General features: G+C 72.4%; 21 protein-coding genes. 13 read left to right on the plus strand and 8 right to left on the minus strand.

Going from position 1 to position 23,293, the window contains the following annotated elements:
* The 5 genes from ACYVD5_RS07000 to der all read left to right on the plus strand — a co-directional run.
* A partial coding sequence (locus ACYVD5_RS07000) for a pseudouridine synthase (RefSeq protein WP_461000099.1) occupies positions 1 to 1,371 on the plus strand: 1,371 nt, incomplete at its 5' end.
* 74 nt (positions 1,372 to 1,445) lie between these two features.
* Entirely contained in the window at positions 1,446 to 1,808 is a 363-nt protein-coding gene (aroH, locus tag ACYVD5_RS07005) for a chorismate mutase (protein WP_461000100.1), read from the plus strand.
* A gap of 233 nt (positions 1,809 to 2,041) precedes the next feature.
* Positions 2,042 to 3,136, plus strand: coding sequence for a prephenate dehydrogenase (locus ACYVD5_RS07010; RefSeq protein WP_461000101.1), 1,095 nt, complete (start codon positions 2,042 to 2,044; stop codon positions 3,134 to 3,136).
* 109 nt (positions 3,137 to 3,245) lie between these two features.
* The gene (cmk, locus tag ACYVD5_RS07015) at positions 3,246 to 3,980 is read left to right on the plus strand and encodes a (d)CMP kinase (protein WP_461000102.1); all 735 of its coding nucleotides are present in this window, start codon (positions 3,246 to 3,248) and stop codon (positions 3,978 to 3,980) included.
* Between the two features lie 335 nt (positions 3,981 to 4,315).
* Complete coding sequence (gene der, locus ACYVD5_RS07020) at positions 4,316 to 5,755, plus strand: ribosome biogenesis GTPase Der (RefSeq protein WP_461000103.1); 1,440 nt, start codon at positions 4,316 to 4,318, stop codon at positions 5,753 to 5,755.
* An 83-nt stretch (positions 5,756 to 5,838) separates the two neighbouring features.
* Here the strand turns inward: der and ACYVD5_RS07025 are convergent, their stop codons facing one another.
* Entirely contained in the window at positions 5,839 to 7,230 is a 1,392-nt protein-coding gene (locus ACYVD5_RS07025) for an MFS transporter (protein ID WP_461000145.1), read from the minus strand.
* Positions 7,231 to 7,854: 624 nt separating this feature from the next.
* Between ACYVD5_RS07025 and ACYVD5_RS07030 the strand changes: the two genes are divergently transcribed.
* Positions 7,855 to 8,187, plus strand: a complete 333-nt coding sequence (locus ACYVD5_RS07030; RefSeq protein ID WP_461000104.1) for a GNAT family N-acetyltransferase — start codon at positions 7,855 to 7,857, stop codon at positions 8,185 to 8,187.
* Between the two features lie 25 nt (positions 8,188 to 8,212).
* On the opposite strand, the gene ACYVD5_RS07035 is transcribed toward ACYVD5_RS07030, so the two are convergent.
* From ACYVD5_RS07035 to ACYVD5_RS07045, 3 genes are all read right to left on the minus strand, one after another.
* Positions 8,213 to 8,884: an HAD family hydrolase gene (locus ACYVD5_RS07035; protein ID WP_461000105.1), complete on the minus strand. Its 672-nt coding sequence runs from the start codon at positions 8,882 to 8,884 to the stop codon at positions 8,213 to 8,215.
* A complete protein-coding gene (locus ACYVD5_RS07040; protein ID WP_461000106.1) occupies positions 8,875 to 9,570 on the minus strand; it encodes a phosphotriesterase family protein in 696 nt (231 codons plus the stop codon). Before ACYVD5_RS07040 ends, ACYVD5_RS07035 begins: the two co-directional genes overlap by 10 nt.
* A 293-nt stretch (positions 9,571 to 9,863) precedes the next feature.
* On the minus strand, positions 9,864 to 10,640 hold the full coding sequence (locus tag ACYVD5_RS07045; RefSeq protein ID WP_461000107.1) for a GntR family transcriptional regulator: 777 nt from the start codon (positions 10,638 to 10,640) through the stop codon (positions 9,864 to 9,866).
* A gap of 469 nt (positions 10,641 to 11,109) precedes the next feature.
* On the opposite strand from ACYVD5_RS07045, the gene ACYVD5_RS07050 reads away from it, so the two are divergent.
* A complete protein-coding gene (locus ACYVD5_RS07050) occupies positions 11,110 to 11,439 on the plus strand; it encodes a histone-like nucleoid-structuring protein Lsr2 (protein ID WP_461000108.1) in 330 nt (109 codons plus the stop codon).
* 701 nt (positions 11,440 to 12,140) lie between these two features.
* Complete coding sequence (locus ACYVD5_RS07055) at positions 12,141 to 15,197, plus strand: NB-ARC domain-containing protein (RefSeq protein ID WP_461000109.1); 3,057 nt, start codon at positions 12,141 to 12,143, stop codon at positions 15,195 to 15,197.
* A 143-nt stretch (positions 15,198 to 15,340) separates the two neighbouring features.
* Here the strand turns inward: ACYVD5_RS07055 and ACYVD5_RS07060 are convergent, their stop codons facing one another.
* The 3 genes from ACYVD5_RS07060 to ACYVD5_RS07070 all read right to left on the minus strand — a co-directional run bounded on the left by ACYVD5_RS07060 (position 15,341) and on the right by ACYVD5_RS07070 (position 17,493).
* On the minus strand, positions 15,341 to 16,324 hold the full coding sequence (locus ACYVD5_RS07060; protein WP_461000110.1) for a diacylglycerol/lipid kinase family protein: 984 nt from the start codon (positions 16,322 to 16,324) through the stop codon (positions 15,341 to 15,343).
* A complete protein-coding gene (locus ACYVD5_RS07065; RefSeq protein ID WP_461000111.1) occupies positions 16,251 to 16,760 on the minus strand; it encodes a hypothetical protein in 510 nt (169 codons plus the stop codon). The genes ACYVD5_RS07060 and ACYVD5_RS07065 overlap by 74 nt, the downstream gene beginning before the upstream one ends.
* 130 nt (positions 16,761 to 16,890) lie before the next feature.
* On the minus strand, positions 16,891 to 17,493 hold the full coding sequence (locus tag ACYVD5_RS07070) for a TetR/AcrR family transcriptional regulator (protein WP_461000112.1): 603 nt from the start codon (positions 17,491 to 17,493) through the stop codon (positions 16,891 to 16,893).
* Between the two features lie 119 nt (positions 17,494 to 17,612).
* Between ACYVD5_RS07070 and ACYVD5_RS07075 the strand changes: the two genes are divergently transcribed.
* From ACYVD5_RS07075 to ACYVD5_RS07095, 5 genes are all read left to right on the plus strand, one after another.
* Positions 17,613 to 18,341, plus strand: a complete 729-nt coding sequence (locus tag ACYVD5_RS07075) for an SDR family NAD(P)-dependent oxidoreductase (RefSeq protein WP_461000113.1) — start codon at positions 17,613 to 17,615, stop codon at positions 18,339 to 18,341.
* A gap of 204 nt (positions 18,342 to 18,545) precedes the next feature.
* Entirely contained in the window at positions 18,546 to 19,844 is a 1,299-nt protein-coding gene (locus ACYVD5_RS07080; protein ID WP_461000114.1) for an extracellular solute-binding protein, read from the plus strand.
* Between the two features lie 9 nt (positions 19,845 to 19,853).
* A complete protein-coding gene (locus tag ACYVD5_RS07085) occupies positions 19,854 to 20,804 on the plus strand; it encodes a carbohydrate ABC transporter permease (protein ID WP_461000115.1) in 951 nt (316 codons plus the stop codon).
* Positions 20,804 to 21,640: a carbohydrate ABC transporter permease gene (locus ACYVD5_RS07090; protein ID WP_461000116.1), complete on the plus strand. Its 837-nt coding sequence runs from the start codon at positions 20,804 to 20,806 to the stop codon at positions 21,638 to 21,640. The genes ACYVD5_RS07085 and ACYVD5_RS07090 overlap by 1 nt, the downstream gene beginning before the upstream one ends.
* Positions 21,637 to 22,470, plus strand: a complete 834-nt coding sequence (locus ACYVD5_RS07095; RefSeq protein ID WP_461000117.1) for an IclR family transcriptional regulator — start codon at positions 21,637 to 21,639, stop codon at positions 22,468 to 22,470. The genes ACYVD5_RS07090 and ACYVD5_RS07095 overlap by 4 nt, the downstream gene beginning before the upstream one ends.
* On the opposite strand, the gene ACYVD5_RS07100 is transcribed toward ACYVD5_RS07095, so the two are convergent.
* Positions 22,467 to 23,162 (minus strand): hypothetical protein, encoded by a 696-nt coding sequence (locus tag ACYVD5_RS07100; RefSeq protein WP_461000118.1) that lies wholly within the window; start codon positions 23,160 to 23,162, stop codon positions 22,467 to 22,469. The genes ACYVD5_RS07095 and ACYVD5_RS07100 overlap by 4 nt on opposite strands.
* Positions 23,163 to 23,293 lie beyond the last annotated feature (131 nt).

A 23,293-nucleotide genomic window follows, 5' to 3' on the forward strand; every position in this document is an offset into this window, starting at 1 on the left:
CGGCCCCGCATCGTGCACCGCGATGACCGCGACCCCGGCCGCGGCCGCCGGCAGGGCACCGCCCGTCCCGGGCGCGCGCAGTCCGGCGGCACCAGCGAGCGCGACCCTGTGCGGCGCTCGGAGAAATCCCGCTCGGAGCGCCCGGCCCAGCGGTCGGGTTCGGGTGAGCGTGCCGAGAACTCCCGCTCCGCCGGTCCGTCGCAGCGGTCCGGTTCCGGCGAACGCGCCGGCCAGGGCCGCAAGAGCGGCGACGACCGGAAGAACCGGCCCGGTGCCGACCGCAGGCAGGGCACGGACGACCGCAAGGGCGGGCGCGGTGCGGCGCGCGGTTCCGGCAGTGGCGCAGCGGCGGGCTCGGCCCGCGGCAGGCGCTCCGACGACCGCGCGGAGCGCGGCGGCGAGCGTGCCGAGCGCCCGTCCTCGCGCGTGTACTCCCGGCGCGAAGAACGCGGCGGCGGTTTCCGTGCCGCCGGCCGCCGTCCCGCGGCCCGCGAGTTCCGCGACAGCAACGTGCCCCGCGGCGGGGGCCGCGCCGAGCAGGAGCTTTCCCCGGCGGCCCGTTCGCGGCTGAAGACGCTGCGTTCGGAGTACGACCCCCGCGACGAGGACAAGCCCGGCGACGACCGCGACGCCTACAAGGACGTTCCCGGCGGCATCCGGCTGCAGAAGGCCCTGGCCCAGGCGGGTGTGGCCAGCAGGCGCGCCAGCGAGGAACTGATCGTGGCCGGCCGGGTCAGTGTCGACGGCCACATCGTGCGCCGGTTCGGCGCCCGCGTCGACACCGAGAAGTCCGAGATCCGGGTCGACGACATGCGTGTGGTCGTCTCGCCCGACAAGCTGTACTTCGCGCTGCACAAGCCCCGCGGCGTGGTCAGCACCATGTCCGACCCCGAGGGCCGGCCCACGCTGGCCGACTACACTGGGCAGACCGACGAGCGCCTGTTCCACGTGGGCCGGCTCGACACCGAGACCGAGGGCCTGATCCTGCTCACCAACGACGGCGAGCTGGCCAACCGGTTGACCCACCCGCGCTACCAGGTGGTCAAGACCTACCTCGCCAAGGTGCCCGGGCCGGTTCCGCGCACGGTGGCCCGCGACATCCGCGCGGGTATCGAGCTCGACGACGGCCCGGTGAAGGTCGACTCCTTCCGGATCGTCGAAAACGGCGAACCGCGGGCATTGCTTGAGGTCAAGCTGCACGAGGGCCGCAAGCACATCGTGCGCCGGCTGCTGGACGCCGTCGACTGCCCGGTGGTCGACCTCGCCCGCACGCAGATCGGTCCGGTCGGGATCAACACCCTCAAGCCGGGCACGATGCGGGCCCTGACCTCCAGCGAGGTCAGCGAGCTCTACACTGCCGCAGGAATGTAACCAGCGACGGGACCCCCGCCTGCGGCCCGCACTGCGGGCGGGGGCCCATCTTCAGGACCGAAGGGCGGGCGACAGTGGCAGTACGAGCGATCCGGGGCGCGGTGCAGGTTGAGGCCGATGAGCGCGATCTCATCCTGGAAGCCACCGCGGAGCTGGTGTCGGAGGTGCTCCAGCGCAACGAGGTGACCGCCGACGACATGATCAGCGTGCTGTTCACCGTCACCCCCGACCTCACCTCCGAATTCCCGGCGCTGGCGGCGCGCAAGCTCGGATTCACCGACGTCCCGCTGATGTGCGCCACCGAGATCGCCGTCCCGCACGCCCTGCCGCGCGTCGTCCGGCTGATGGCCCACGTCGAAACCGCGAAATCGCGTTCCGAGCTGCACCATGTCTACCTGCGCGGCGCCCAGGCGCTGCGGATGGACATCGCCCAGTAGCCGCCGCCGGGCATCCGGCGGGTGGCCTACGCTGGAGAGACGGCATGTACCGCGGCACCGCCGGCGCCGGCCCGGACCTCCGGGCGGCCCGGCGGCGCAGGCGCACCCCTACGCCCGGTGCGCCGCGGCGCACCGGGCACGCCGGCAGCGGCAGGCAAGCGCAGTTGCACCGGCACCATCGAACGGACCTCGGACAGCGACCGGTAGAAGCGGACAGGGAACAGGGGAGCGGCGTGGGCAGGATCGAACGAGCGGTGATCGTGGGCGCCGGGCTGATCGGCACCTCGATCGCGCTCGCGCTGCGCGAGCACGGCACCGAGGTCGCCCTCAGCGATCCCGATCCCGCGGCCCTGCGCATGGCCTGCGAACTGGGCGCCGGCACCCCGCTCGGCGCGGGCGCCCCCGACCGCCCCGCCGACATCGCCGTCATCGCCGCACCGCCTTCGGCCATCGCCGCCGTGCTGCGCGGCGCCCAGGACCGCGGCCTGGCCCACGTCTACACCGACGCCGCCAGCGTCAAGCACAGCGTGGTCAGCGCCGCCGAGACCGCCGGCTGCGACATGTCCACCTTCGTCCCCGGCCACCCGATGGGCGGCGGCGAACGCAGCGGCCCCAGCGCCGCCCGCTCGGACCTGTTCCTCGGGCGCTCCTGGGCGCTGTGCCCCACGGGCAAGGCCGACCCCCAGGCGGTGGCCGCCGTGGGCGATCTGATCCGGCTGTGCGGCGCTGAGGCGGTGCCCATCGACGCCGCCGCCCACGACCGCGCCGTCGCCCTGGTCTCGCACGCCCCGCACGTCGCCGCGGCGGCCGTTGCGGCGCGGCTGCTGGAGGGCGACGACACCGCACTGTCGCTGGCCGGGCAGGGCGTGCGCGATGTCACCCGCATCGCCGGGGGCGATCCTCGGCTGTGGTGGGAGATCCTCGGCCACAACGGCGGCCCGGTCGCCGAGGTCCTGGAGGCCGTCGCCGCCGACCTCGCCGCCTCGGCCGCGGCGCTGCGCGAAGCCGACCCGGGCGGCGGGGCGCGGCCCGAGGCCGTCACCGGTCTGCTGGAACGCGGGGTGCGGGGGCACCACCGCGTCCCCGGCAAGCACGGCGCCCGCCGCGCACCCGAGTACGCGGTGGTGCCGGTGCTCATCCCCGACGAGCCGAACTCGCTGGGGCGGCTGTTCCTCGCCGCCGGCGAGGCCGGAGTCAACATCGAGGACCTGCGCCTGGACCACTCGTTCGGCCTGCCGCTGGGGGTGGCCCAGCTGTCGGTGCTGCCCGAGTCCGCCGATCACCTCGCACGGGTGCTCACCGAACGCGGCTATTCGGTGCACGCGTGAGCACCCGGTGGGGCGGGTCCGCTGCTCGGCGGTGCCGACCGTGCGCGGGCGCCTGTAGGCTGAACCGTTGAGACGAGATGGATGCAGTACACCCCAAGGAGAGCACCACGTGAGCGGGCAGGACAGCGCTGAGGGCATCGTCGTCGCCATCGACGGTCCCTCCGGGTCGGGCAAATCCAGCACGGCCAAGGGCGCGGCCTCGGCACGCGGTCTGTGGTACCTCGACACCGGGGCGATGTATCGGGCCATGACCTGGTGGATGCAGCAACACCGGGTCGACGTCGACGACGCGGCAGCCGTCGCGGAAGCGGCCGGGCGCCCGGACATCAGCATGGGTACCGATCCCGCCGCTCCCACGGTCCACGTGGACGGCACGGACGTTGCCCGTGAGATCCGCACACAGCAGGTCACCGCGCAGGTCAGCGCCGTCAGCGCGGTGCCGGCTGTACGCGAGCGGCTGGTCGCGATGCAGCGCGCCATCATCGCCCAAGCCCGCCGCCGGACCGGTGGAACCGCCGGCATCGTTGTCGAGGGGCGCGACATCACCACCGTTGTCGCCCCCGATGCGCCGGTCAAGATCTACCTGACCGCCAGCGCCGAGGCCAGGGCGCACCGGCGCAGCGGCGAAGTGCGCGGGACCGACGTCACCGCCACCCAGGCCGACCTCGCCCGGCGCGACCTGCTCGACTCCAGCCGCGCCGACTCCCCGCTGACCCGCACCGACGACGCCCTGGAGCTGGAGACCACCGGCCTGGGGCTCGACGAGGTCGTGGCGATCGTGGCCGGTCTCATCGACCGGGCGGTCGCGGCGGCCGAGCGGGCCGAGAGCTCCGCGGCGATTTAGGCGGCTGGGCGGCCAGCGGCCGACCCGGCCGGTCCGCGGGCCTGCGGGCGGGGCCGAACGGCCGGGTGGCGGCGTGCGGCAAGCGGCGGCACGCCGATCCGGACAACCAGAAGCAGCAGGCGATCGGCGGGCGGAGGCACCCGCCTGCCGGAACCGCCGGACAGCGGCCCTAGATATATGAAAGACCCTGGGCCGGAGCCGGCCGACCGGACGCAGCGCGTCGGCGGCGGCACCGGCCGGACCGCCGTGCCCCGATACGCGGGCGCGGCCCTTCATTCCGCTCCGCGGCACGCATCATCCTGGGCGCGCGGAGCGGTGAAACCGGGAGCGAAGCAATGAATGACTACAACCCTGCCCGCGATGACTTCCCGGAAGGCGCCGGCGAGGAGACCGAGGACGTCGGGGTCCAGCCCGTCGTCGCCGTGGTCGGCCGGCCCAACGTCGGCAAGTCCTCCCTGGTGAACCGCATCCTGGGCCGCCGGGTGGCGGTCGTCGAGGACGTGCCCGGTGTCACCCGCGACCGCGTCGCCTACGACGCCGTGTGGCAAGGGCGGCAGTTCACCCTGGTCGACACCGGCGGTTGGGAGACCGGTGCCTCCGGGCTCGCGGGCATGGTGGCCGGCCAGGCCGAGTACGCCGCCCGGACCGCCGACGCCATCGTGTTCGTCGTCGACGCGACCGTGGGCATCACCGACGCCGACGAAGCCGTCGTCCGGGTGCTGCGCCGCACCAGCAAACCCGTCGTGCTCGCCGCCAACAAGGTCGACGGCGAACTCCAGGAAGCCGGTGCCCTGGAGCTGTGGAACCTCGGCGTGGGGGAGCCGTTCCCCATCAGCGCCCTGCACGGGCGCGGGACGGGCGACATGCTCGACGCCGTCACCACCGCGCTGCCCGATGCGCCACCCCAGGGCGAGGACGACTCCGAGAACGCGCCGCGCCGGATCGCGCTGGTCGGCCGGCCCAACGTCGGCAAGTCCAGCCTGCTCAACCGGATGGCCGGCGAGGACCGCGTCGTCGTCGACTCCGCGGCCGGCACCACCCGCGACGCCGTCGACGAGCTTGTGGAGCTGGGCGGGCGCCCGTGGATGTTCATCGACACCGCCGGCATCCGCCGCCGCTTCCGGTCGCTGCAGGGCGCCGACTACTACGCCACGGTGCGCACCGCCTCGGCGCTGGAGCGGGCCGAGGTCGCCGTGGTGCTGATGGACGTCAGCGAACCGCTCGCCGAGCAGGACATCCGCGTCGTGGAGCAGGCTGTCGAGGCGGGCCGCGCACTGGTCCTGGCGTTCAACAAGTGGGACACGCTCGACGAGGAGCGGCGCTACTACCTGGAGAAGGAGATCGACCGCCAGCTCTCGCGCGTCTCCTGGGCGCCGCGCGTCAACATCTCCGCCAAGTCGGGCCGGCACGTGGAGCGGCTGGTGCCCGCGCTGGAGGCGAGCCTGGCCGGCTGGGACACCCGCATCTCCACCGGCCGCCTGAACAGCTGGCTCAAGGAGATCGTCGCGGCCACCCCGCCCCCGGTCCGCGGCGGCAAGCAGCCCAAGATCCTCTTCGCGACCCAGGCCGACGCCCGGCCGCCGCAGTTCGTGCTGTTCACGACCGGGTTCCTGGAGGACAACTACCGCCGGTTCCTGGAACGCCGCCTGCGCGAGGACTTCGGCTTCGAGGGCAGCCCGATCAAGCTGACGATGCGCATCCGCGAGAAGCAGCAGGGCAAGAGCAGCGGCCGCCGGGCCTCCCGCGGCAGCGTCCGCCCCGACTGGCGGCGCTAGCAGGGGCAGGGCCGACCTGCAGCGCCACCGGCCGCCGCGGCCGGCGGCGGCTGCGGCGGCCGGTGGCGCAGCGGCTCAGCGGTTCAGCCGGGGCCGGAGTCCGGACGCGGTGTCTCGCCCGGGGTGACCGACGCGCGGGCGCCGGGCAGGGGGCGGTTGGCCGTCTCGCGCATCAGCGCGACGGTCACCGCGCCCACCGCGCCCGCCGCCATCAGCTGCAGCGCCGGAGCATAGGGGTTGCCGGTGGCATCGACCAGCGCCTCGGCCACCAGCGGGGTGGTGCCGCCGAACACGGCGACGGAGACGTTGAACGCGATGGCCAGCGCGCCGTAGCGCACCCGCGTGGGAAAGAACGCCGGCAGGCTCGCCGGCGCGGTGCCGGAGAAGTGCACGAGCACCAGCGCGAGCACCGCCATCCCCAGTAGCACACCGGCCGCCGAACCCAGCTGGAGTAACCAGAACGCCGGCAGGGCCAGCACGATCGAGCAGATGCTGCCCGACATCAGTACCGGGCGGCGGCCGAACCGGTCGCTCAGCCGCCCCACCCCGGTGACCGCCACCAGCATCAGCACCATGGCGGCCAGCGCCATGAGCAGGCCGTGGGTGGCGCTGTAGCCCAGCTCGGCGCTGAGGTAGGTGGGCATGTAGGACGTGGTCATGTAGTTGTTGACGTTGAACACCAGCACCAGGCCCACGCACAGCAGCAGCGACCGCCACTGCTCGACGATGGTGGCGCGGAACTGGCCGGGCCGCTTGCCGGAGTCGCCGGTGCCCGCAGTGCTGCGGCCGGTGGCGGCCGCGCTGTCCGCGGCCGGGCCGTAAGCGGCCGCGGTGCCGAACATCGGGGTGTCCTGCAGCCGCAGCCGCAGATAGAGCCCGACCGCGCCCAGCGGCAGCGCGACCAGGAAGGGGACGCGCCAGCCCCAGGCCAGCATGGCGTCGTCGCCGAGGAGTGTGCTCAGCACGGTCACCAGCAGCGCGCCGCTGACGTAGCCGCTGACGGTGCCGAACTCCAGCCACGAGGCCAGGAAGCCGCGCCGCCGGTCCGGGGCGTATTCGGCCACGAAGGTCGCGGCACCGCCGTATTCGCCGCCGGTGGAGAACCCCTGGACCAGCCGGGCGGTCAGCAGCAGCACGGGCGCGGCGATTCCGATGGTGTCGAAGGACGGGATCAGGCCGATGGCCGAGGTGCCCGCCGCCATCATGAGCATGGTGACCGCCAGCACGCGCTTGCGCCCGATCCGGTCGCCCAGCGGACCGAAGAACATGCCGCCGACCGGGCGGATCAGGAAGGCCGCCGCGAACGTGGTGAAGGTCGCGATGAGCTGCACGGCCGGGGTCTGCGAGGGGTAGAACACGGCGCCGATGACGACCGCGAGGTAGCTGTAGACACCGAAGTCGTACCACTCGGTGGCGTTGCCCAGCGCCGCGGCCAGCACCGCGCGGCGCGTGGTGCGGTGCTCGGCGACGATCACATCTGCGCCGTTGCCGCCGTTGCCGCCGTTGCCGCCGTTGCCGCCGTTGCCGCCGCCCGCCGCATGGGATCCGCTCACGCCTGCTCCGTGGTGCCGTGGTCCGCCGGATGTGGTGGGCACTGCCCGTGCTCCGGCCGCTCCGGTTTTTCCGGGCACGACCACATGAATTCCCATCGTGGTCGGATATTAACGCTTTGGAGTGATAGCAGGTAATGCCGTTGGTGTGTTGGTGCGGTGGGAGCGGGTCCGGCGGCGGGCCGGCGCGCCGTCTGCGGGGATTGGCGGCATTGCTGTTCCATCGCGCAGTTTGATGCGTATGTATTATTTTTCTGGGCAGTAACGATCATGGGTCCAGCGCGGTCCGCCCTCGCCGGGGCGGGCCCGCGGATGCCGGCCCTGAAGGAGGGGAGGGGCCGCGGGAGGCGCCGCTGCGGCGGCGCCTCCTTCATTTTGCCCGGGGCGTGTCCGTGCCGCCGGGCCGCGTTGCGCACCGGCTTTTGCGGGCAGCGGCAGCAGGGAAGCGCAGACGCAGGGCGCGGTACACCACCGCACGCAGGCGCCCTGCGCACCGCCAACGCGCCGCGGTACCGCGGCACCGCCTACGACAGGACCGGGTGAGGATCCATGGACCTGGAAGTCACCGACGTTCCCGCACGCAAGCGCTACGAGGCGCGCACCGGCGGCACCGTCGCCGGGTTCGCCGAATACCAACTGACCGACGAGCTCGCGGTGTTGACCCATACCGAGGTCGACCCCGGGTACGAGGGGCAGGGTGTCGGCGGCGAGTTGGTGCGCGGTGCGCTCGACGACGTGCGCCGCCGCGGACTCGCGGTGCTGCCCGTATGCCCCTTCGTCAAGGGCTGGATCGAGCGCCACCCCGACTACACCGACCTCGTCTACCAGAGCGGCACCGGCGGCGCGGGCGGAACCGGCGACAGCGGCGGGCACCCCGGGTGAGCAACCGGCCGGGCGGCCGGCGTTCTCAGGCGCCCACCGCCAGCACCTCCGACAGCTTCGCCAGCTCCACGCGCCCCGGCCCGCGGGCCGCCGCTATGGCGCCCGGGGCCAGCAGCACCCTGCAGCCCGCCCGCTCGGCGGCAAGCGCCCCGCTGGGGGAGTCCTCGACCGCCCACGACTTCTCCGGCTGCACCCCGAGCATCCGGGCGGCCAGCAGGTAGGGCTCGGGGTCGGGCTTGCGCTCGGCGACGTCCTCGGCGGTCACCACCGCGTCGAACAGGCTGCGCCCCAGTTGCGCCAGTGAGATCTCGGCCACCCGCCGCGGCGAAGAGGTCACCAGCGCCAGCGGCACCCCCGCCGCGCGCAGGCCCTGCACCGCCTCCAACGCGCCCTCCAGTACGGGGACCTCCGCCTCCAGCAGGCCGCCCACCCGGGCCACGATCCGCTGGTGCAGCGCATCCAGCTCGGTGTCGGTGAGCGAGGCGCCGGTGTGGCGGGCCAGCAGGCGCATGGTCGTCCGGTCGTCGGTGCCGGTGATGGCCTCGCGGACCTCAGCGTCGAGGGGGCGGCCCAGCTCGGTGGCCGCCTCGCCGAGGGCGATGCCCCACAGCGGCTCGGAGTCGACCAGTGTGCCGTCCATGTCCCACAGCACCGCTTGCGGCCGCGGGACCGCGGTCGGCTCGGACGTCAACGCCATTCTTCTCCCATCATCCCACCGCTTCTGTGCAGCGGTTTTAGGTGCGGCGCCAGCGCAGCCACGCCGCCGGATTGCCCTCCAGCATCGCAGCCACCGCCGCGGGCCCGGCAGCCGCCTCCAGCGGTGGCACGAACCGGCGCGGCAGATGGTCCAGTCCCGGCATCCCCCGGGGCCACGTCGCCGCCCAGCAGGATACGTGCCGGTCCGACCTGGTCGACGACGGCCACCAGGCACGCGATGAGGGCGGAGTCGGGCCGCTCGCGGTGCCGGTCCATGCCGTCGTAGCCGACGAACGCCCCGCTCGCGCACAGTTCCGCGGGCAGCCCCGGGGCGGGGTTGCGGTCCATGTGCGCCGGCGCCACCGACTCCGGCGCGGCCCTGTGCGCGCCCAGGATCTCCAGCACCTCGAACGCGGCGCTGCCATGTTCCAGGTGGACCGTGGCCGGCGCGCCCGTGGCGCTGTGTGCAGCGGCGACGGCGGCGAGGGCCCGGCGTTCGAACGGTGTCACCGACCAGTAGCCGATGCCCGCCTCCAGCACCCCGGCCCGCACCGCACCGGTCCCGCGCGGCGAGCCGGTGCGGGCACCGACCGTGAGATCGGCCACGAAACGCTCGAACAGCCGCTCGCCGGCCGGAGAAGCCCCGCTGGATAGACGAGCCCGCGGTGCTGACCCCGACGAACCCAAGCACGCTTCCGGTGCCCCCGATCACCGGGCACCTCCCGCAGAGGCGGGCGGCGCGCCGGCGCGGGCCCGGATCGGACCGATGATCGGCCAACCGGGCCGAGATCCTCGCGGCGATGGGCCGGATCACGGGGCCGCGCCCGGTCCGCGGCGGCCGGTTCCGCACACGGGCGGTTACCGGCCTGCTGCGCCGAGATTTCGGATGAGTGCTAGTCCTGTAATGACAGGCAGAGCAATACTTGGAGTGGGACGGATCACCCCGTGGCGGCATGCGGCGGGGTGCGGGGCGGGTGCGCTCAGTCGGTGACGACCATCATCGGGCTGCGCGCCGGTGCCGGGCCGCGGGCCAGTTCGACCTCCATCCGGCTGCGGTCGCCGCGGTGGAAGGCCGCGAAGCTCTCGACCGGGGTTCCGGCCGGGTCGGAGCTGACACTGCGCAGCACGAGCACCGGGTCGCCGACCGGGACCTGGAGGCTGCTCGCCAGGGCGTTGTGCGCAACCGCCGCCTCGATGGTGCGGCGTGCGCGTTCCAACCGCACCCCGTACTTGTCCTCCAGTAGCGCATAGAGCGACTGCTCGGTGAAGTCCTCCTCCAGCAGCCCCGGCGCGATGCCGGCCGGCAGCCGGGTCAGGGTCAGCACCCAGGGCAGGCCGTCGACGAAGCGCAGCCGCTCCAGGTGGATCACCGGTGCGCCGGCCTCGATGCCCAGGTCGGCGGCGACCTGGGAGTCGGCGGGGCGTTCCTCCAGCGTGCGCACCTGGCTGCGCAGGTGGGAGCCGCGTGCGGCCACGTCCTCGAACAGCCCGGTGAGCGACTGCGCCAGGCCCTCGGTGACCTTGGGCGGGGCGACGAAGGTGCCCCGGCCCTTTACGCGCTCGACGACGCCGGCGTATTCCAGTTCGGCCAGCGCCTGGCGCACCACGGTGCGGGAGACGTCGTAGGCCAGGCACAGCTCGTGGTCGCCGGGTATGCGGTCGCCCGGCCCCAGCCCTTCCCGTTCGATCTCTGCGAGCAGGAGTTGCTTCAGCTGGTGGTAGAACGGCATGGGCGACGAGCGGTCAATGGTCGGCATGTAATCAGAGGATAATAAGCCGCGGCTGCCCGCGGGGACGCTTTGCGGCGGCGATTCCGCAGCAGCGCGCCGCGCGCCCGGCAGGTCAGTGGCCGGCGCCGCCCGGCAGACCGCCGGCGAAGGCACGGGCGGCCGGACAAGCGCGGGGCACGGCCGGATCCGGCCCATCCGGCAAGACGGGGATACCGCGAAAAACCGGGCGGCGCATGCCAGGGGCGGGTGCGGCGGGACAGTCGGCCGCATCCGGGCGCGGTCGGACAAGACTGGACACCAGCGGACAGCGGTGAAACCGGCCGACACCGGTGTACACCGCGCCTTCCGTGCACTCCATCAAGGCGGGAATAGCTGAAAAGCGAGGGGGAAACAAAGGTAAAGCCCCCCTCTGTTTGGATTCTCTTGGGTTATTTCCTATAGTGGATACCGACGGTGCGAATCCGCCAGTGCTGATTGAGGAGATCGAGGTAACGACATGTCTCGGAAGGTTGAAGTCCTGCTCGTGGACGACCTGGACGGCGGCACTGCCGACGAGTCGGTCGAGTTCGGCATCGACGGAAAGAGCTATCAGATCGATCTCAGTTCCGCCAACGCCAAAAAGCTCCGCGAGGCGCTGTCTCCGTATTTGAGTGGTGCGCGCAAGACCTCGCAGACCAGCCGGAGGGGCCAGGGGCGCAGGAAAGGCGCCGGAAGCAGTCGGCGGGCCGCTGAGATCCGGTCGTGGGCGAAGCAGGCCGGCAAGTCGGTAAACGACCGCGGGCGTATTCCTGCTGAGATCGTCGCTGAATACGAGGCTGCTCACTGAGCGAGCCGCGATGGTGACACGAAGTCTTCGGAGGCGGGCCGCCGGCCCGCCTCCGTATTGTTCGCGGCTTTCTCCGGACCGATTCCGCCTCTCCGGCCGCCCGCCCGGCCGGTGCCCTCCCTCTTCCCCTCTACGGCGCAGTGCGGTGTAGACCACTCGCGGATCCCTTGACCCGGCCGGCGCGAATCACCCGCGCGGCGCCCGACTTCCCGAACGCCAGTCCCTTCTCCGGATTCTGCCGGTACCTCCGCCCCGGTTCCGCTCGGCGCTTCGCGCGCTTCTGCACGTTCTTCCGGTTCCTTCCGCGGCAGGGCGGGCCGGCATGGCCGCTTCCGGCCAGCACTACCGCGATCGGTGGGAAAACCGCAGGTCATCGCCGCAACGGGGTGGCACTGCGGTCGACGTTGCCGCAGGTTTTCCGCCTCCGCTTCCCGATTTCCGGCTGTTCGAGTAGATCGTCCCGAAACGCGGGAAGGCTAGGATTCTGGCGGACCCGCGGGCCGGCGGATTCCCGCAGTGCCCGGCAATGCCGCGCGCCGGCCGCAGGTGAAGCATCGGTGAATTCACCACCGGGACGGTTCCGGCGGCTGGACACCCGCCGCTGCGGGGCCGAAACTCGGTTTCCCCGCCAGCGGGGCGACCGGCCGCGGCACACCGGACCGGCGCCCGCGCCAGAACGAACAGGAGCATAAAGGGTCCCGATGCCGGCGAACAGCAGGGCGGACGAAACCGGCCGGAACAGGTTCCGCCTGCGCTGGCGACGGACCTTCGTACTGGTCGTCATCGGCGGATGCGCCGGCGCGCTGGCGGTCCTCGGCGACGTCTTCCCCCAGGCACCCTGGACGACCATCCTCTCCGGCGGCGCCGCCGCCGGGGTTCTCGGCGCCGTCGGCGAACTGATCCGCATGTGGCGCAGCGCCGACGGTACCGGCGGCGAGCCGGAACCGCCCGCATCCCCGGTGCCCCAGCGCCCCGAGGACGACGTCGAGATCGGCAGCCCCGTGTTCGTCGGCCGCGACGGCGACGCCGCCGCCATCCTGCGCCGGTTCGCGGCCCTGACCGGTGCGGACCGGCAGGGCGGCCGGTTCTGGCGGCGCCGCGGCGGCAGCGGTGCCGTTCCCGCCCAGCAGCGGACCGGCCCGCTGGTGATCGCCGTCACCGGCGAACCGGGGATCGGCAAATCCGAGCTGGCCGCGCAGGTCGCCATCCGCGTCCGGCAGCACTTCCCGCACGGCAGACTGCGCTGCGAACTCTTCGGCACCGACGCCGCACGCGCTCCCCGCAAACCCGAAAAGGTGCTGGCCGAGCTGCTGCGCAGCATCGGTGCGGCGCCGCAGCGCGACGACATCCCACTGCCGGCACTGCGCCGCACCTGGCGCACGCTCACCCGCGACCGGCGGCTGCTGCTCATCCTCGACGATGCCGAGGACTTCGACCAGGTCGAGCCGCTGCTGCCCAGCGGCGAACAGTGCGCGGTGCTGATCACCAGCACCCGCGCGCTCACCAACGCCCGCATGTACGTGCACCTCCACCCGCTCGGCCCGCTGTCCACCGAGGACGGCGCCCTGATGCTGCAGGACCGCGACGGCCACAGCGGCGGCGGACAGCCGCCTGCCGGCGACCTCGCCGAAATCGCCCGGGAGTGCGGCGGCCGCCCGCTCTCCTTGGCCCTGTGCCGGGGAATCCTGCAGAACGGGGTCAGCACCCGCCAACTGCTGGAGGAGCTGCGCAAGGACGGCGGCGAAAACCTGTTCACCGACCAAAGCGTCGACACCGCGTTCCGGATGCTGTTCCGGCAGCGGCCCGCCGCCGAGCAGCTGCTGCTGGCCCGCCTGGCCCGCAGCGGACTGACCGCGGTGGCCCCCTGGGCCGCCGCCGCGCTGCTGGGGAGGCCGGTGCCCGAGGCCGGCCAGTTGCTGGAAGAGCTGTGCAACCGCCACCTGCTGCGCCGGGCCCCCAGCGCCGACGCCTCCATGCGCTACCGGCCGGTCAAGGAGCTCAACTCCATCCTGCAGCGCAGCAGTCCGCGCAGGCTGGGCGTCGCGCAGTCGGAGCGGCGCCACTGGGCGGCGGCCGCAACCGCCCGGGCGATCGACCGGCTGCTGGTGAGCTGCGCCTGGCTCGCCGAGCACGCCGCGATCCGCCGCGCCCCCCGCGAATGGGGTTTCACCGAACCCGACCTGCCCGCCCTTGTGCCCGACCCCCGGCTGGGGCTGGAGGCGACCGAGCGGCCCGACGAATGGTTCGCCGATGAGCGCCAGCAGATCCAGTCGTGTGTGAAGTCGGCCCACAGCAGCGAGCCGCTCGCCGTCGAATGGCGGCTGCAGCGGGCGCTGGCCGCGCACTGCCGCGCCGGGCGCGTTTACTGGGCCGACTGGCGCGCGGCACTGGAACGCACCTCCGAACTGGCGCTGCAGATGGAGGGCGGCACCGCCTACGGCATCAGCCTGCTGGAACGGGCCGAGCTGGCGGGCAACGAGGGTTACCACGGCCGAGCGGTCGAACTGGCACGCGAGGCCCGTACATCGCTGGCCGACAGCGACGAGCGCTGGGCGGCGCGCGCCGCCCGGGCGGTCGGCGTCAACCTCTACCGGCTGGGCGACCGCGACACCGGCGAAGGGGAACTGCGCAGCGCCGCGGCGGTGTTCGACCAGCGCGGCGAGCGGTGGTGGCGCGCCCGCACCCTGTGCAACCTCGGTGAGCTCAACCGCTTCCGCGGCGACTTCGTCCGGGCACACCAACTGCTCACCGGTGCCCGCCGCGAGTTCGGCTCGCTCGGCGACACCGAGCAGGCGGCCAAGGCCGGGCTGCTGCTGGGCGAGGTGCTCGGCCACATGCAGCGCGACCTGGAGGCGTGGCTGACCCTCTCGGCCGTGCACGACGCGCTGAAAGGTTCCGGCGGCGGCTCCTGGTACCGCGCGCGCTGCCTGCGCGCCCTGGGCCGCCTGGACCATTCGCGGCTGGGGGTGCAGTACGAGGAGTGCGACCTGGTGTTCTCCCCGGAACGCGGCAAGGAACGCCGGGAGCGGATCGACGAGCACGTCTTCCGCCGGACACTGGGCTCCTGGACCGCAGCGGAATACGCCCGGCTCGCCGAAGAATGGCAAAGCGAGCGTATCCGGACCGCATGCACCCTGCTCGGCAAGGAGCACTGGCCCGCCTGCACCGTCGAAGAGAACGGAATCCGGCGGTGGTCGGCTGAAGGGGCCGCCCAGCGGTTGGCGCAGGACCAGACCCGGTGGACCGCCGAAGCCAGTGTCGAGCTGGTGCACGAAGCGCACCGGCTGCTGACCGAGGCCGGAGACGACTGGGGCAGCTACCGCACCCTGCTCATCCTGGGCGAACTGCGGGTGAAAACCGACATGCAGGCGGGGCTGCTCGACATGGAGGCGGCAGCCAAAGGCTTCGGTGATCTGGGGCACGGATGGTGGCAGGCGCGCGCCTGGCGCCACGCCGCCGAAGCCCTCTACCAGGGCAGGTACTACAGCGAGGCCAGGACAAAGGCCATGCTGGCCATCGAGGGCTACCGGGGGCTGAGCAACCTCTCCGGCCGCGTGCGCGCCCAGGTGCTGCTGGGCTGGATCCTGTCCGGCATGGGCGACAACCAGGGCGCGATGCGCGAACTCAACGCGGCCGAGCAAGAGGCGCAGCAGGGGCGGGCGGCCGGCATCGTGCCCGAGTCCCTGCTGCAGGAGGTCCACCGGGCCATGAGCACCGTCGTCGGCGACGTTCCCGTGCACCTGGTCCTGCGGCGGTAGCGGCCTGGTCCATCCCACCCGGCGCACCGCGGTGATCATGCGGAACCGCCCGGATTCCAAAGCTCGGACGGGCGTTCCCGCATGATCACCGACAAGCGTGCGGGGCGGCGGGCGAGCGGGGAACCCGCCCGGTCCCGGCCGCGTTACTCCGGCCCGGCACCGCCCCCGGGCGGTACGAGGAACCGCCACGCGCCCGGCAGCACGCGCCAGCTCCGGCCGGTGGCGTTCTCCCGCATCTCGCCGTCCGCACTGGCCGGGCACGGCTCGCCGGTGACGGTGACCCGGCGTACCCGGCGGTGGTGGACGTCGACCTCCAGCGGGTGGGTGCCGCGGTGCAGCCGCACCGCGTGGACGGCGCGTTTGGTGAACCCCCGCGAGCGCGACACCACCAGGCTGATCAGCCCGCTGTCCAGCTCCGCGCCGGGCGCAAGCAGTCCGGTTCCGCCGCCGATATAGCGCCCGTTCGCCAGGCCCGCCATGAGCACCTTGTGGTCGGTGTCGATGAGCACCTCGCTGTCGGCCTCGACGCGCAGCCGGTAACCGCGCGCCGCAAACCCGGCGACGATCCCGCCCACCGGGAAGCTGGCCGGACCCAGCAGCCGCTTCCAGCGCGAGGCAGCCCGCGTGCTCTCGGCGCCGACACCCAGGTGCACCGCATTGACGGTGACCTCGCCGGTGTCGTCGGCGAGCAGGTCGAGCGGGCGCGGGTGTGCCGCGCGCAGGGCCGCCGCGGCGGTGAAGGGTTCCAAAGGCATGCCGAGCGTGCGCGCAAAGTCGTTGCCGGTACCCATGGGCAGCAGACCCACGGTGCGCTCGGCCAGCTCGCCGCGCCGGTACAGGGCATTGGCCAGCGCGTGCAGGCTGCCGTCGCCGCCGGCGACGACCAGCGCGCGGTCGGGGGAGGCGCTGTCGAGAGTCCGGTCCAGGTCACCGGGTTCGGCGATGAACACCGGCTCGGCGTCGGTGCCCGGTTCCGCGGCGATCCGGCGCAGCAGCTCGGCGTCGGCGCTGCCGGCCTCGGTGTTGGTCAGAATGAGAATGATGGCGCTCCGTTCACTCGGCGCGCCGGGGACGCGCGCTCCGGCCCGAAAGCGGTCCGGCGGCCAGGGGCAGGCGGGGGATCGCAAACCGGGGACCGGGGTCCCTGCTCTGTATTGTCGTGCATGCAGCAGAATGGTGCTGAATGGTAACGGTCGGCGACTGCGGGCACCGAGGAGCCGTACCGCGGCCGGCACCGGTCTTGATCCGGAGCTGGAACCAGGTCAGCCGGCTCGCGGCCGTCAGGCCGCTGGTTTCGGTGCCGTAGTGCAGGCGCAGCAGGTCGGCGCTCGGGGAAGCGGCGGTGTAGAGCGGTTCGCCACCCGAGACCCACCGGTTCCATGCCCGGGCGAACGCGCGGGCGCCGGCCTTGTTGCGGGCCAGTAGCGCGGGCACGGCGTGGTAGGCGGCCGGGTTGGCGGCCGGGGCGCCGCGCAGTAACGCGACGGCCGCCGCGCGCCCGCCCGCCGGGTCGCGGGGCCGGCCGAGCCGGTAGCGGGCGATGATGTAGCGGGGCGTGCCCACCAGCGGCGACAGTACCTCTTCGAGCCCGGCGCGGAAGTGCTCGGCCGCTGCGGCGCCGGTCAGCGTGAGCCGCTAGGTGCCATCGGCGTCGATGTGCAGACGCACCCCCGCGGGTCGCACGCGGGGCGATTCACGCTGGGCCGGTAACGGGCTTCCCGGGGAGTTCGCGGCCGCCCGAATCCGCGGTCCCGGCGAGCAGGACGGCGAGTACCCGGTCCCGCTGCGCGGTGCCGCCGGGCAGGTCCAGGCAGTTCTGCGCCATCCCCGCCGCGGCGGCGGCGAGGAACGGTACGTCGGCCCAGGACAGGTCCTGGCGCGCGGCGCCGGCCCGCTGCGCCCGTTCGGTCGTCCGGCGGATGAGATCGCGCAACCGGTCGCGCGCCCCGTCGGTCGCCGGACTGCCGCCCTGCGCGGCCAACGCGTCGGACAGCCCCTTGTTTTCCACCTGGGCCAGGGTGAGTGCCCGCAGCAGCCGGGCGAACCCCTCTCCTGGATCGGGATCTCCGAGCGCGTCCCGCGCCTTGTCTTCGAGCTCGCCGATCACCTCCAGCAAGACCGTCTCCAGCAACGCCTGCCGTGACGGGAAGCGCCGGTAGAAGGTGGCCGGTCCGACACCGGCCCGCTTGACGATCTCGTTGGTCGACACGCCGAGCCCGACGTTCGCGACGGACTCTCGCGCCGCCGCGACCAGCGCCGCCTCGCTTCGCCGGGCGTCTGCCCGCAGTTCTGCCATGCGTCCTACTCTAGACGGAGAAGGCTTCTCCGTCTAGAGTTCCGGTTCGCTGCCGGCAGCGATGCCGCCGCCGGTATCCGTACCGCCCGCAACCGCCAACCAGCCTCCTTGGAGACCCGATGGACCGTCTGACCGGAAAGACCGCGCTGATCACCGGCGGAAGCGAAGGGATCGGTCTTGCCGTCGCCACGGCATTCGCGCGAGAAGGGGCGGATCTCGTGCTCCTCGCACGCGACAGGCGCAAGCTCGACGCCGTGGCATTGGCGAACACGCGCACCGTTGCCGTCGACCTCAACGACGAGGACGCACTCGTCGCCGCCGTTGAGTCCCTGGACGTCGACGTGCTCGTGAACAACGTCGGTCTCGCACACATGCCGCCGCTGGCCGAACTCACCAAATCCCAGTTCGACGAGATGGTGCACCTCAACCTGCGCGTGCCGGTCCTGCTGACCCAATTGCTGCACGAACGGCTGCGCGCGATCGTGAACATCTCAAGCTACTGGTCGGACAAAATGGTCGCCGGACGCCCGTCCTCGGTCTATTCGGCCACCCGCGGCGCGCTCAACTCGCTCACCAAGGCGCTGGCCAACGAGCTGGGCCCCCAGGTGCGGGCCAACGCCATCGCACCCGGCTCGATCCGTACGCCCACATTCGAACGCGCGTATCTGGCGCAGATGACCGAGGCTCGGCGCACGGATCACGAGCGCTATGTCCGCGACGCCTACCCGGCCCAGCGGATCGGCGAACCCGGGGACGTGGCCGAAGCCGCCGTCTACCTCGCATCGGACGACTCCCGCTGGGTGACCGGCACAGTGCTGCAGGTCGATGGCGGATTGACGGTCAGGTAGTACGGAAACCGGGCCCGCCCGGCAGGCCGTACCGCATAGGCGTCCACCTGTTGTGCAGCGCACAATCTTGGCGCCGGGCCCTTCAGCCGTACCCCTCCACCTGCCTAAGTTCTGGGGATTCCGGTATAGACCGGTATGCACCAACCGGACCGCCCGCACCGGCGGTCCGGACCTCGCCCCATACCCCCAGGCGAAGGAGTTCTGATGCGATACCCCCGCCCGATGCGCGCCGGTGCCCTGCTCGGGCTGGCCGTGCTGCTGGCCGCCTGCGCCCCTGCCCAGACCGACAACGCCGGCTCTGGTGCGGACAGCATGGAGGGCACCCTGCGCGTGTGGCTGTTCTCCGAAGTCGACCAGGAACCCAAGGAGAAGGTGGTCGACGACGCCGTCGCGGAGTTCGAGTCCGCACACGAAGGAGTCACCGTCGAGGTCCAGTACATCCCCGTGGACACCCGCGCCGAACGTTTCCAGGGCGCCTTCAACGACCCCTCCTCCGCGCCCGACGTCGCCGAGTACGGCAACACCGACCTGGCCGGCTACGTCGAGGCCGGAGGGTTTGCCGACATCAGCGACGAACTCGCCGACTGGGACGCCGGCGAACAGCTCGCCGACGACGTCGCAGCCACCGCGCGGGTCGACGGCGGCACCTACGGCGTGCCGTGGTTCCTGGGCGTACGCGCCCTGTTCTACCGCGCCGACGTCTTCGACGAACTGGGCATCGACACCCCGCAGACCCTCAAGGAGGTCGTCGCGGCCGCACGCGAGGTGCGCGCCGAAAAGCCCGATATGCTCGGGCTCTCCAGCGGCGGCGCCTACACCTACGGGTTCCTGCCGTTCGTGTGGGCCCACGGCGGCGCGATCGCCGAGCAGGACGGCGGCTCCTACACCGCCGCCATCGACTCGCCCGAGGCCAAGGCCGGACTGGACCTCTACACCGACGTGCTGTCCAAGGACGTGTGCCCGCCGCAGACCTGCGCGCAGATGACCGGCAACGAGAGCGTGCAGAACTTCGTCGCGGGCAAGGCCGCCATGACCATCGGCGGCAACTTCAACCTCAACGCGGTCCAGGACAGCGAGGTTGCCGAGGACACCGCCGTCGTGCCGCTGCCCGGCACCGACCCCGGATCCGTCGCCCCGGCCTTCGCCGGCGGCAACAACCTCGGCGTGCTCGCCGGAACCGACCACCGCACCCTGTCGGTGGAGTTCACCAAGCTGCTCGCCGGCAAGAAGTACCAGCAGCGGATGTACGAGGCCATGGGCAACCTGCCCACCCTCAGCGGGGTGCAGAGCGATGTCGCCGCCGCCGACAAGGACGCCGCACCGTTCATCGAGACCTTGGAGGCCGGCACCCGGTTCGTTCCCGTCACCGGCGCATGGGCGGCCATCGACGCCGAAGGCGTGCTGCCCACCATGGTCCAACGGGCGGCCTCGGGCGACGCGTCGGTCGACAAGGCCGCCGACGACGCCGCGGCCTCCCTCGACGAGGCCTTCGGCGGGGAGTGACCGGCACGTATGGGCACCCCCGCACCGCCGCTGCGCGCAGCCGGGCGCAGTCTCGCCAAACTGCGGCGGGGCGGCCGACTGGAACCGTGGATGTACCTGGCGCCAGCGCTGGCCGTGCTGGGCGCGCTGCTGGTCTACCCGCTCTACCAGCTCCTGGTCGTCTCCCTCTACGACTACCGCCAGCCGCAGGTCACCGGCGCCGAGCCGCTGCACTTCACCGGCTGGCAGAACTACCGCACCCTGCTGGGCGACCCCCGGTTCTGGGAGGTGCTGGGCAACACCGTCGTCTTCGCCGGCGCCTGCGTGGTGGGCACCCTCCTGCTCGGCGGATGCCTGGCCGTGCTGGCCACCCGGCTGTCGCCGTGGGTGCGCACCCTGCTGTTCCTGGCGGCTCTGGGCGCCTGGGCCACCCCCGCGGTCACCGGCAGCGCGGTGTGGCTGCTGCTGTTCGACCCGACTCTGGGCCCGGTCAACCAGGCCCTTTCCGCCCTGGGGATGGGCTGGTTCGAGGGGCACTCCTGGACCTACACCAAGTGGTCGGCCTTCGGGCTGGTGTTCAGCCAGGTGGTGTGGTGCTCGTTCCCGTTCGTCATGGTCACCCTGTACGCCGGGATCCGCGCGATCCCCGGTGAGGTGATCGAGGCGGCGCGGCTCGACGGCGCCTCGACCGGCAGGATCGCCACCAGCGTCATGCTGCCGATGCTGCGCCCGGCGATGGCGGTCGTGACGATCCAGTCCATCATCTGGGATTTCAAGATCTTCACGCAGATCTACATCATGACCCAAGGAGGCGGGATCGCCGGGCAGAACCTGGTGCTCAACGTCTACGCCTACCAGCAGGCCTTCGCCTCGGGCCAGTACGGCCTGGGCTCGGCCATCGGCGTGGTCACCACCGTGCTGCTGCTGGCGATCTCGCTGCTCTACCTGCGCGCACTGCGCCGCCAAGGGGAGGTGCTGTGATGCTCCGCCGACTGCGCACCGACGCCGCAGGGCTGCTGATAGCCGCTGCGGTGGCGTTCCCGCTGTACTGGATGCTGCTCTCGGCGCTGCGGCCCCGCACCGCACTGGAGGCGGGCGAAGCCGCGCCCTACACGCTCGCGCCCACGCTGGACTCGTTCCGCCGGGTGCTGCTGGTGGAGGACTTCGGCCGCTACCTGCTCAACAGCCTCGGCGTGGCCGCCGCGGTGGTCGTGTTCTCGACCCTGTGCGCGTTCCTGGCGGCGGTCGCCCTGACCCGCTACCGCTTCCGGTCCCGCGCTACGCTGCTGATCATGGTGCTCATCGCGCAGATGGTACCGGTGGAGGCGCTGACCATCCCGCTGTTCTTCCTGATGCGCGGAATCGGCCAGTCCGTCCCGCAACTGGGCCTCAACCACCTGGGCTCCCTGGTGCTCGTGCACACCGCCTTCGCGATCCCGCTGGCGATCTGGATGCTGCGCGGCTTCGTCGCCGCGGTACCGCGGGAGCTGGAGGAGGCTGCCTGGCTGGACGGGGCCAACAGCCTGTCGTTCGTGTGGCGGGTGCTGTTCCCGCTAACGGCGCCGGGCGTGGTCGCCACCAGTATCTTCGCGTTCATTATGACCTGGAACGACTTCCTGTTCGCGACCACGTTCATCATCTCCGCCCAGGAGAACCAGACCCTGCCGGTGGCCCTGCTGTCGTTCTTCCGCCCCGACGGCAACGACTGGGGCGCCATCATGGCCGGGTCGGTGCTGATGACGCTGCCGGTCCTGGTGTTCTTCCTGTTCGTGCAGCGCAGACTGGCCTCGGGGCTGGGAGGTGCGGTGAAGGGATGAGCGCCCCCGCCGAGCCGCGGCGCAACGACTCGCTGTCGCTGCGCCGCGCGCTGGCCATCGTCGAGTTCGTGCGTTCGCTGCCGGCCGGAAGCGGCGGCGCGACCCTCACCGAGCTCGCCGAAGCCGTCGGGATCAACAAGAGTTCGGTACTGCGGCTGGCGACCCCGCTCATGGAGGCGGGCCTGCTCGACCGCGACGGCGCGAGCGGCCGGTTCCGCCTGGGCGCGGCGGCCCTGTCGCTGTGGCAGGCCTACCTGGACCAGCTCGACCTGCGCTCGGTGGCTGCCAACCACCTGCGCGGACTGGTGCGCCGCACCGGGCACACCTGCCACCTCGTGCTGCTCGACGGCCGCGACGTGGTCTACGCCGACAAGGTCGAGAACACCACCACGGTGCGGATGGCCTCGCGCATCGGCGCGCGGATGCCGGCCTACCGCACCGCGGTCGGCAAGGCCATGCTCGCGTTCTCACCGGCCGACCTGGTCGCCGACGTCCTCGCCGACGGCCTGGCGCCGGCGACCGGGCACACCATCACCGGCCCCGGCGCCTTCCACGAGGAGCTGCGGCGGGTGCGCCGGCGCGGCTACGCCATCGACGACCGCGAGAACGAGCCGGAGGTGCGGTGCGTGGCGGCCCCGGTCTTCGACCACAACCGCGACCCGGTCGCCGCGATCAGTGTGTCCGCGCTGGTCAGCCAGCTGCCCCCGGCCCGCGTGCGCGAACTGGGGCCCCAGGTCGCCGAGGTCTGCGCCCGCGTGTCCGCCGGCCTGGGCGCCCCGCCCGCCGAGGAGGTCCCCGACGGAGGCGGTGGTGGCGGTGGGTGCGACTAGAGGGAAGGGAGTTGGTTGACCGCGTAGCCGATGATGCCGCCCAGGGTCAGGCTTACCGCGTGGCTGAGATAGGTGCGGCCGTACTTCTGCAGGTGCGTGGGGCGCAGGGCGCGCGGGGCGTTGATCAGCGTCACCCGGTCGCCCACCGGGTAGATCCCGAAGAGGTCGACGAGGTACAGGGCGCCGACCGACACGACGGGCACCGCGATCACGGCGAGCGCGTAGGCGGCCACCACGACCGCACTGCCGGTGGTGACCGCGATGAACAGCATGCCCAAGACGTAGGTGACCAGGGCCAACGTCACGATGAAGGTCCGCCTGCGCCGATTGGTCGCCGGGTTGCGGTGGCAGATGTCGCGGATCAGGCCGGCGGTACCGCGGGCCGACTGGTCCGGCGCCGTAACCAGGACGCGGGCCTCCTTCGGCGCGAAGGCCGCGGTGAGCTCAGTGGTCCCGCGCCGGCCGGTGAGTGTCAGCCGGTCGAGCCGCTCGGGGGCCTGCGGGGCGGCGTGGTAGTCGGCGAAGTCGGCCGGCCGGTCGCCGGTGCGCTCGCGGTCGTCGTGGAACGCGATCTCCAGTTCGTCGCACTCGTCCTCGATGAGCTTGGCGATTTGGACGAGTTCCTCCCGGTACAGGCGCGGGATTCCGAGGTCGAGGGCCTCGACCGGTGCGCGGCGTTCACTCAGGGACATGGGGCGATCCTGCCGCGTACCGGCGGGCGGGATCGAGGGTGCGGCCCGCGCTGTTGCCATGTCGCAACCCCAGCGGTATCCCCGGCGGGCCCAATCCGGTACCGGTCCGCGCGGGACCGCCCGAAGCGCCC

The organism is Streptomonospora sediminis (assembly GCF_054778995.1).

Coding starts and splice junctions, on each gene's coding strand:
- der (WP_461000103.1), top strand. CDS start 4,316: ATGAATGACTACAACCCTGCCCGCGATGACTTCCCGGAAGGCGCCGGC.
- ACYVD5_RS07030 (WP_461000104.1), top strand. CDS start 7,855: ATGGACCTGGAAGTCACCGACGTTCCCGCACGCAAGCGCTACGAGGCG.
- ACYVD5_RS07035 (WP_461000105.1), bottom strand. CDS start 8,884: ATGGCGTTGACGTCCGAGCCGACCGCGGTCCCGCGGCCGCAAGCGGTG.
- ACYVD5_RS07045 (WP_461000107.1), bottom strand. CDS start 10,640: ATGCCGACCATTGACCGCTCGTCGCCCATGCCGTTCTACCACCAGCTG.
- ACYVD5_RS07050 (WP_461000108.1), top strand. CDS start 11,110: ATGTCTCGGAAGGTTGAAGTCCTGCTCGTGGACGACCTGGACGGCGGC.
- ACYVD5_RS07055 (WP_461000109.1), top strand. CDS start 12,141: ATGCCGGCGAACAGCAGGGCGGACGAAACCGGCCGGAACAGGTTCCGC.
- ACYVD5_RS07070 (WP_461000112.1), bottom strand. CDS start 17,493: ATGGCAGAACTGCGGGCAGACGCCCGGCGAAGCGAGGCGGCGCTGGTC.
- ACYVD5_RS07075 (WP_461000113.1), top strand. CDS start 17,613: ATGGACCGTCTGACCGGAAAGACCGCGCTGATCACCGGCGGAAGCGAA.
- ACYVD5_RS07080 (WP_461000114.1), top strand. CDS start 18,546: ATGCGATACCCCCGCCCGATGCGCGCCGGTGCCCTGCTCGGGCTGGCC.
- ACYVD5_RS07085 (WP_461000115.1), top strand. CDS start 19,854: ATGGGCACCCCCGCACCGCCGCTGCGCGCAGCCGGGCGCAGTCTCGCC.
- ACYVD5_RS07090 (WP_461000116.1), top strand. CDS start 20,804: ATGCTCCGCCGACTGCGCACCGACGCCGCAGGGCTGCTGATAGCCGCT.
- ACYVD5_RS07095 (WP_461000117.1), top strand. CDS start 21,637: ATGAGCGCCCCCGCCGAGCCGCGGCGCAACGACTCGCTGTCGCTGCGC.
- ACYVD5_RS07100 (WP_461000118.1), bottom strand. CDS start 23,162: ATGTCCCTGAGTGAACGCCGCGCACCGGTCGAGGCCCTCGACCTCGGA.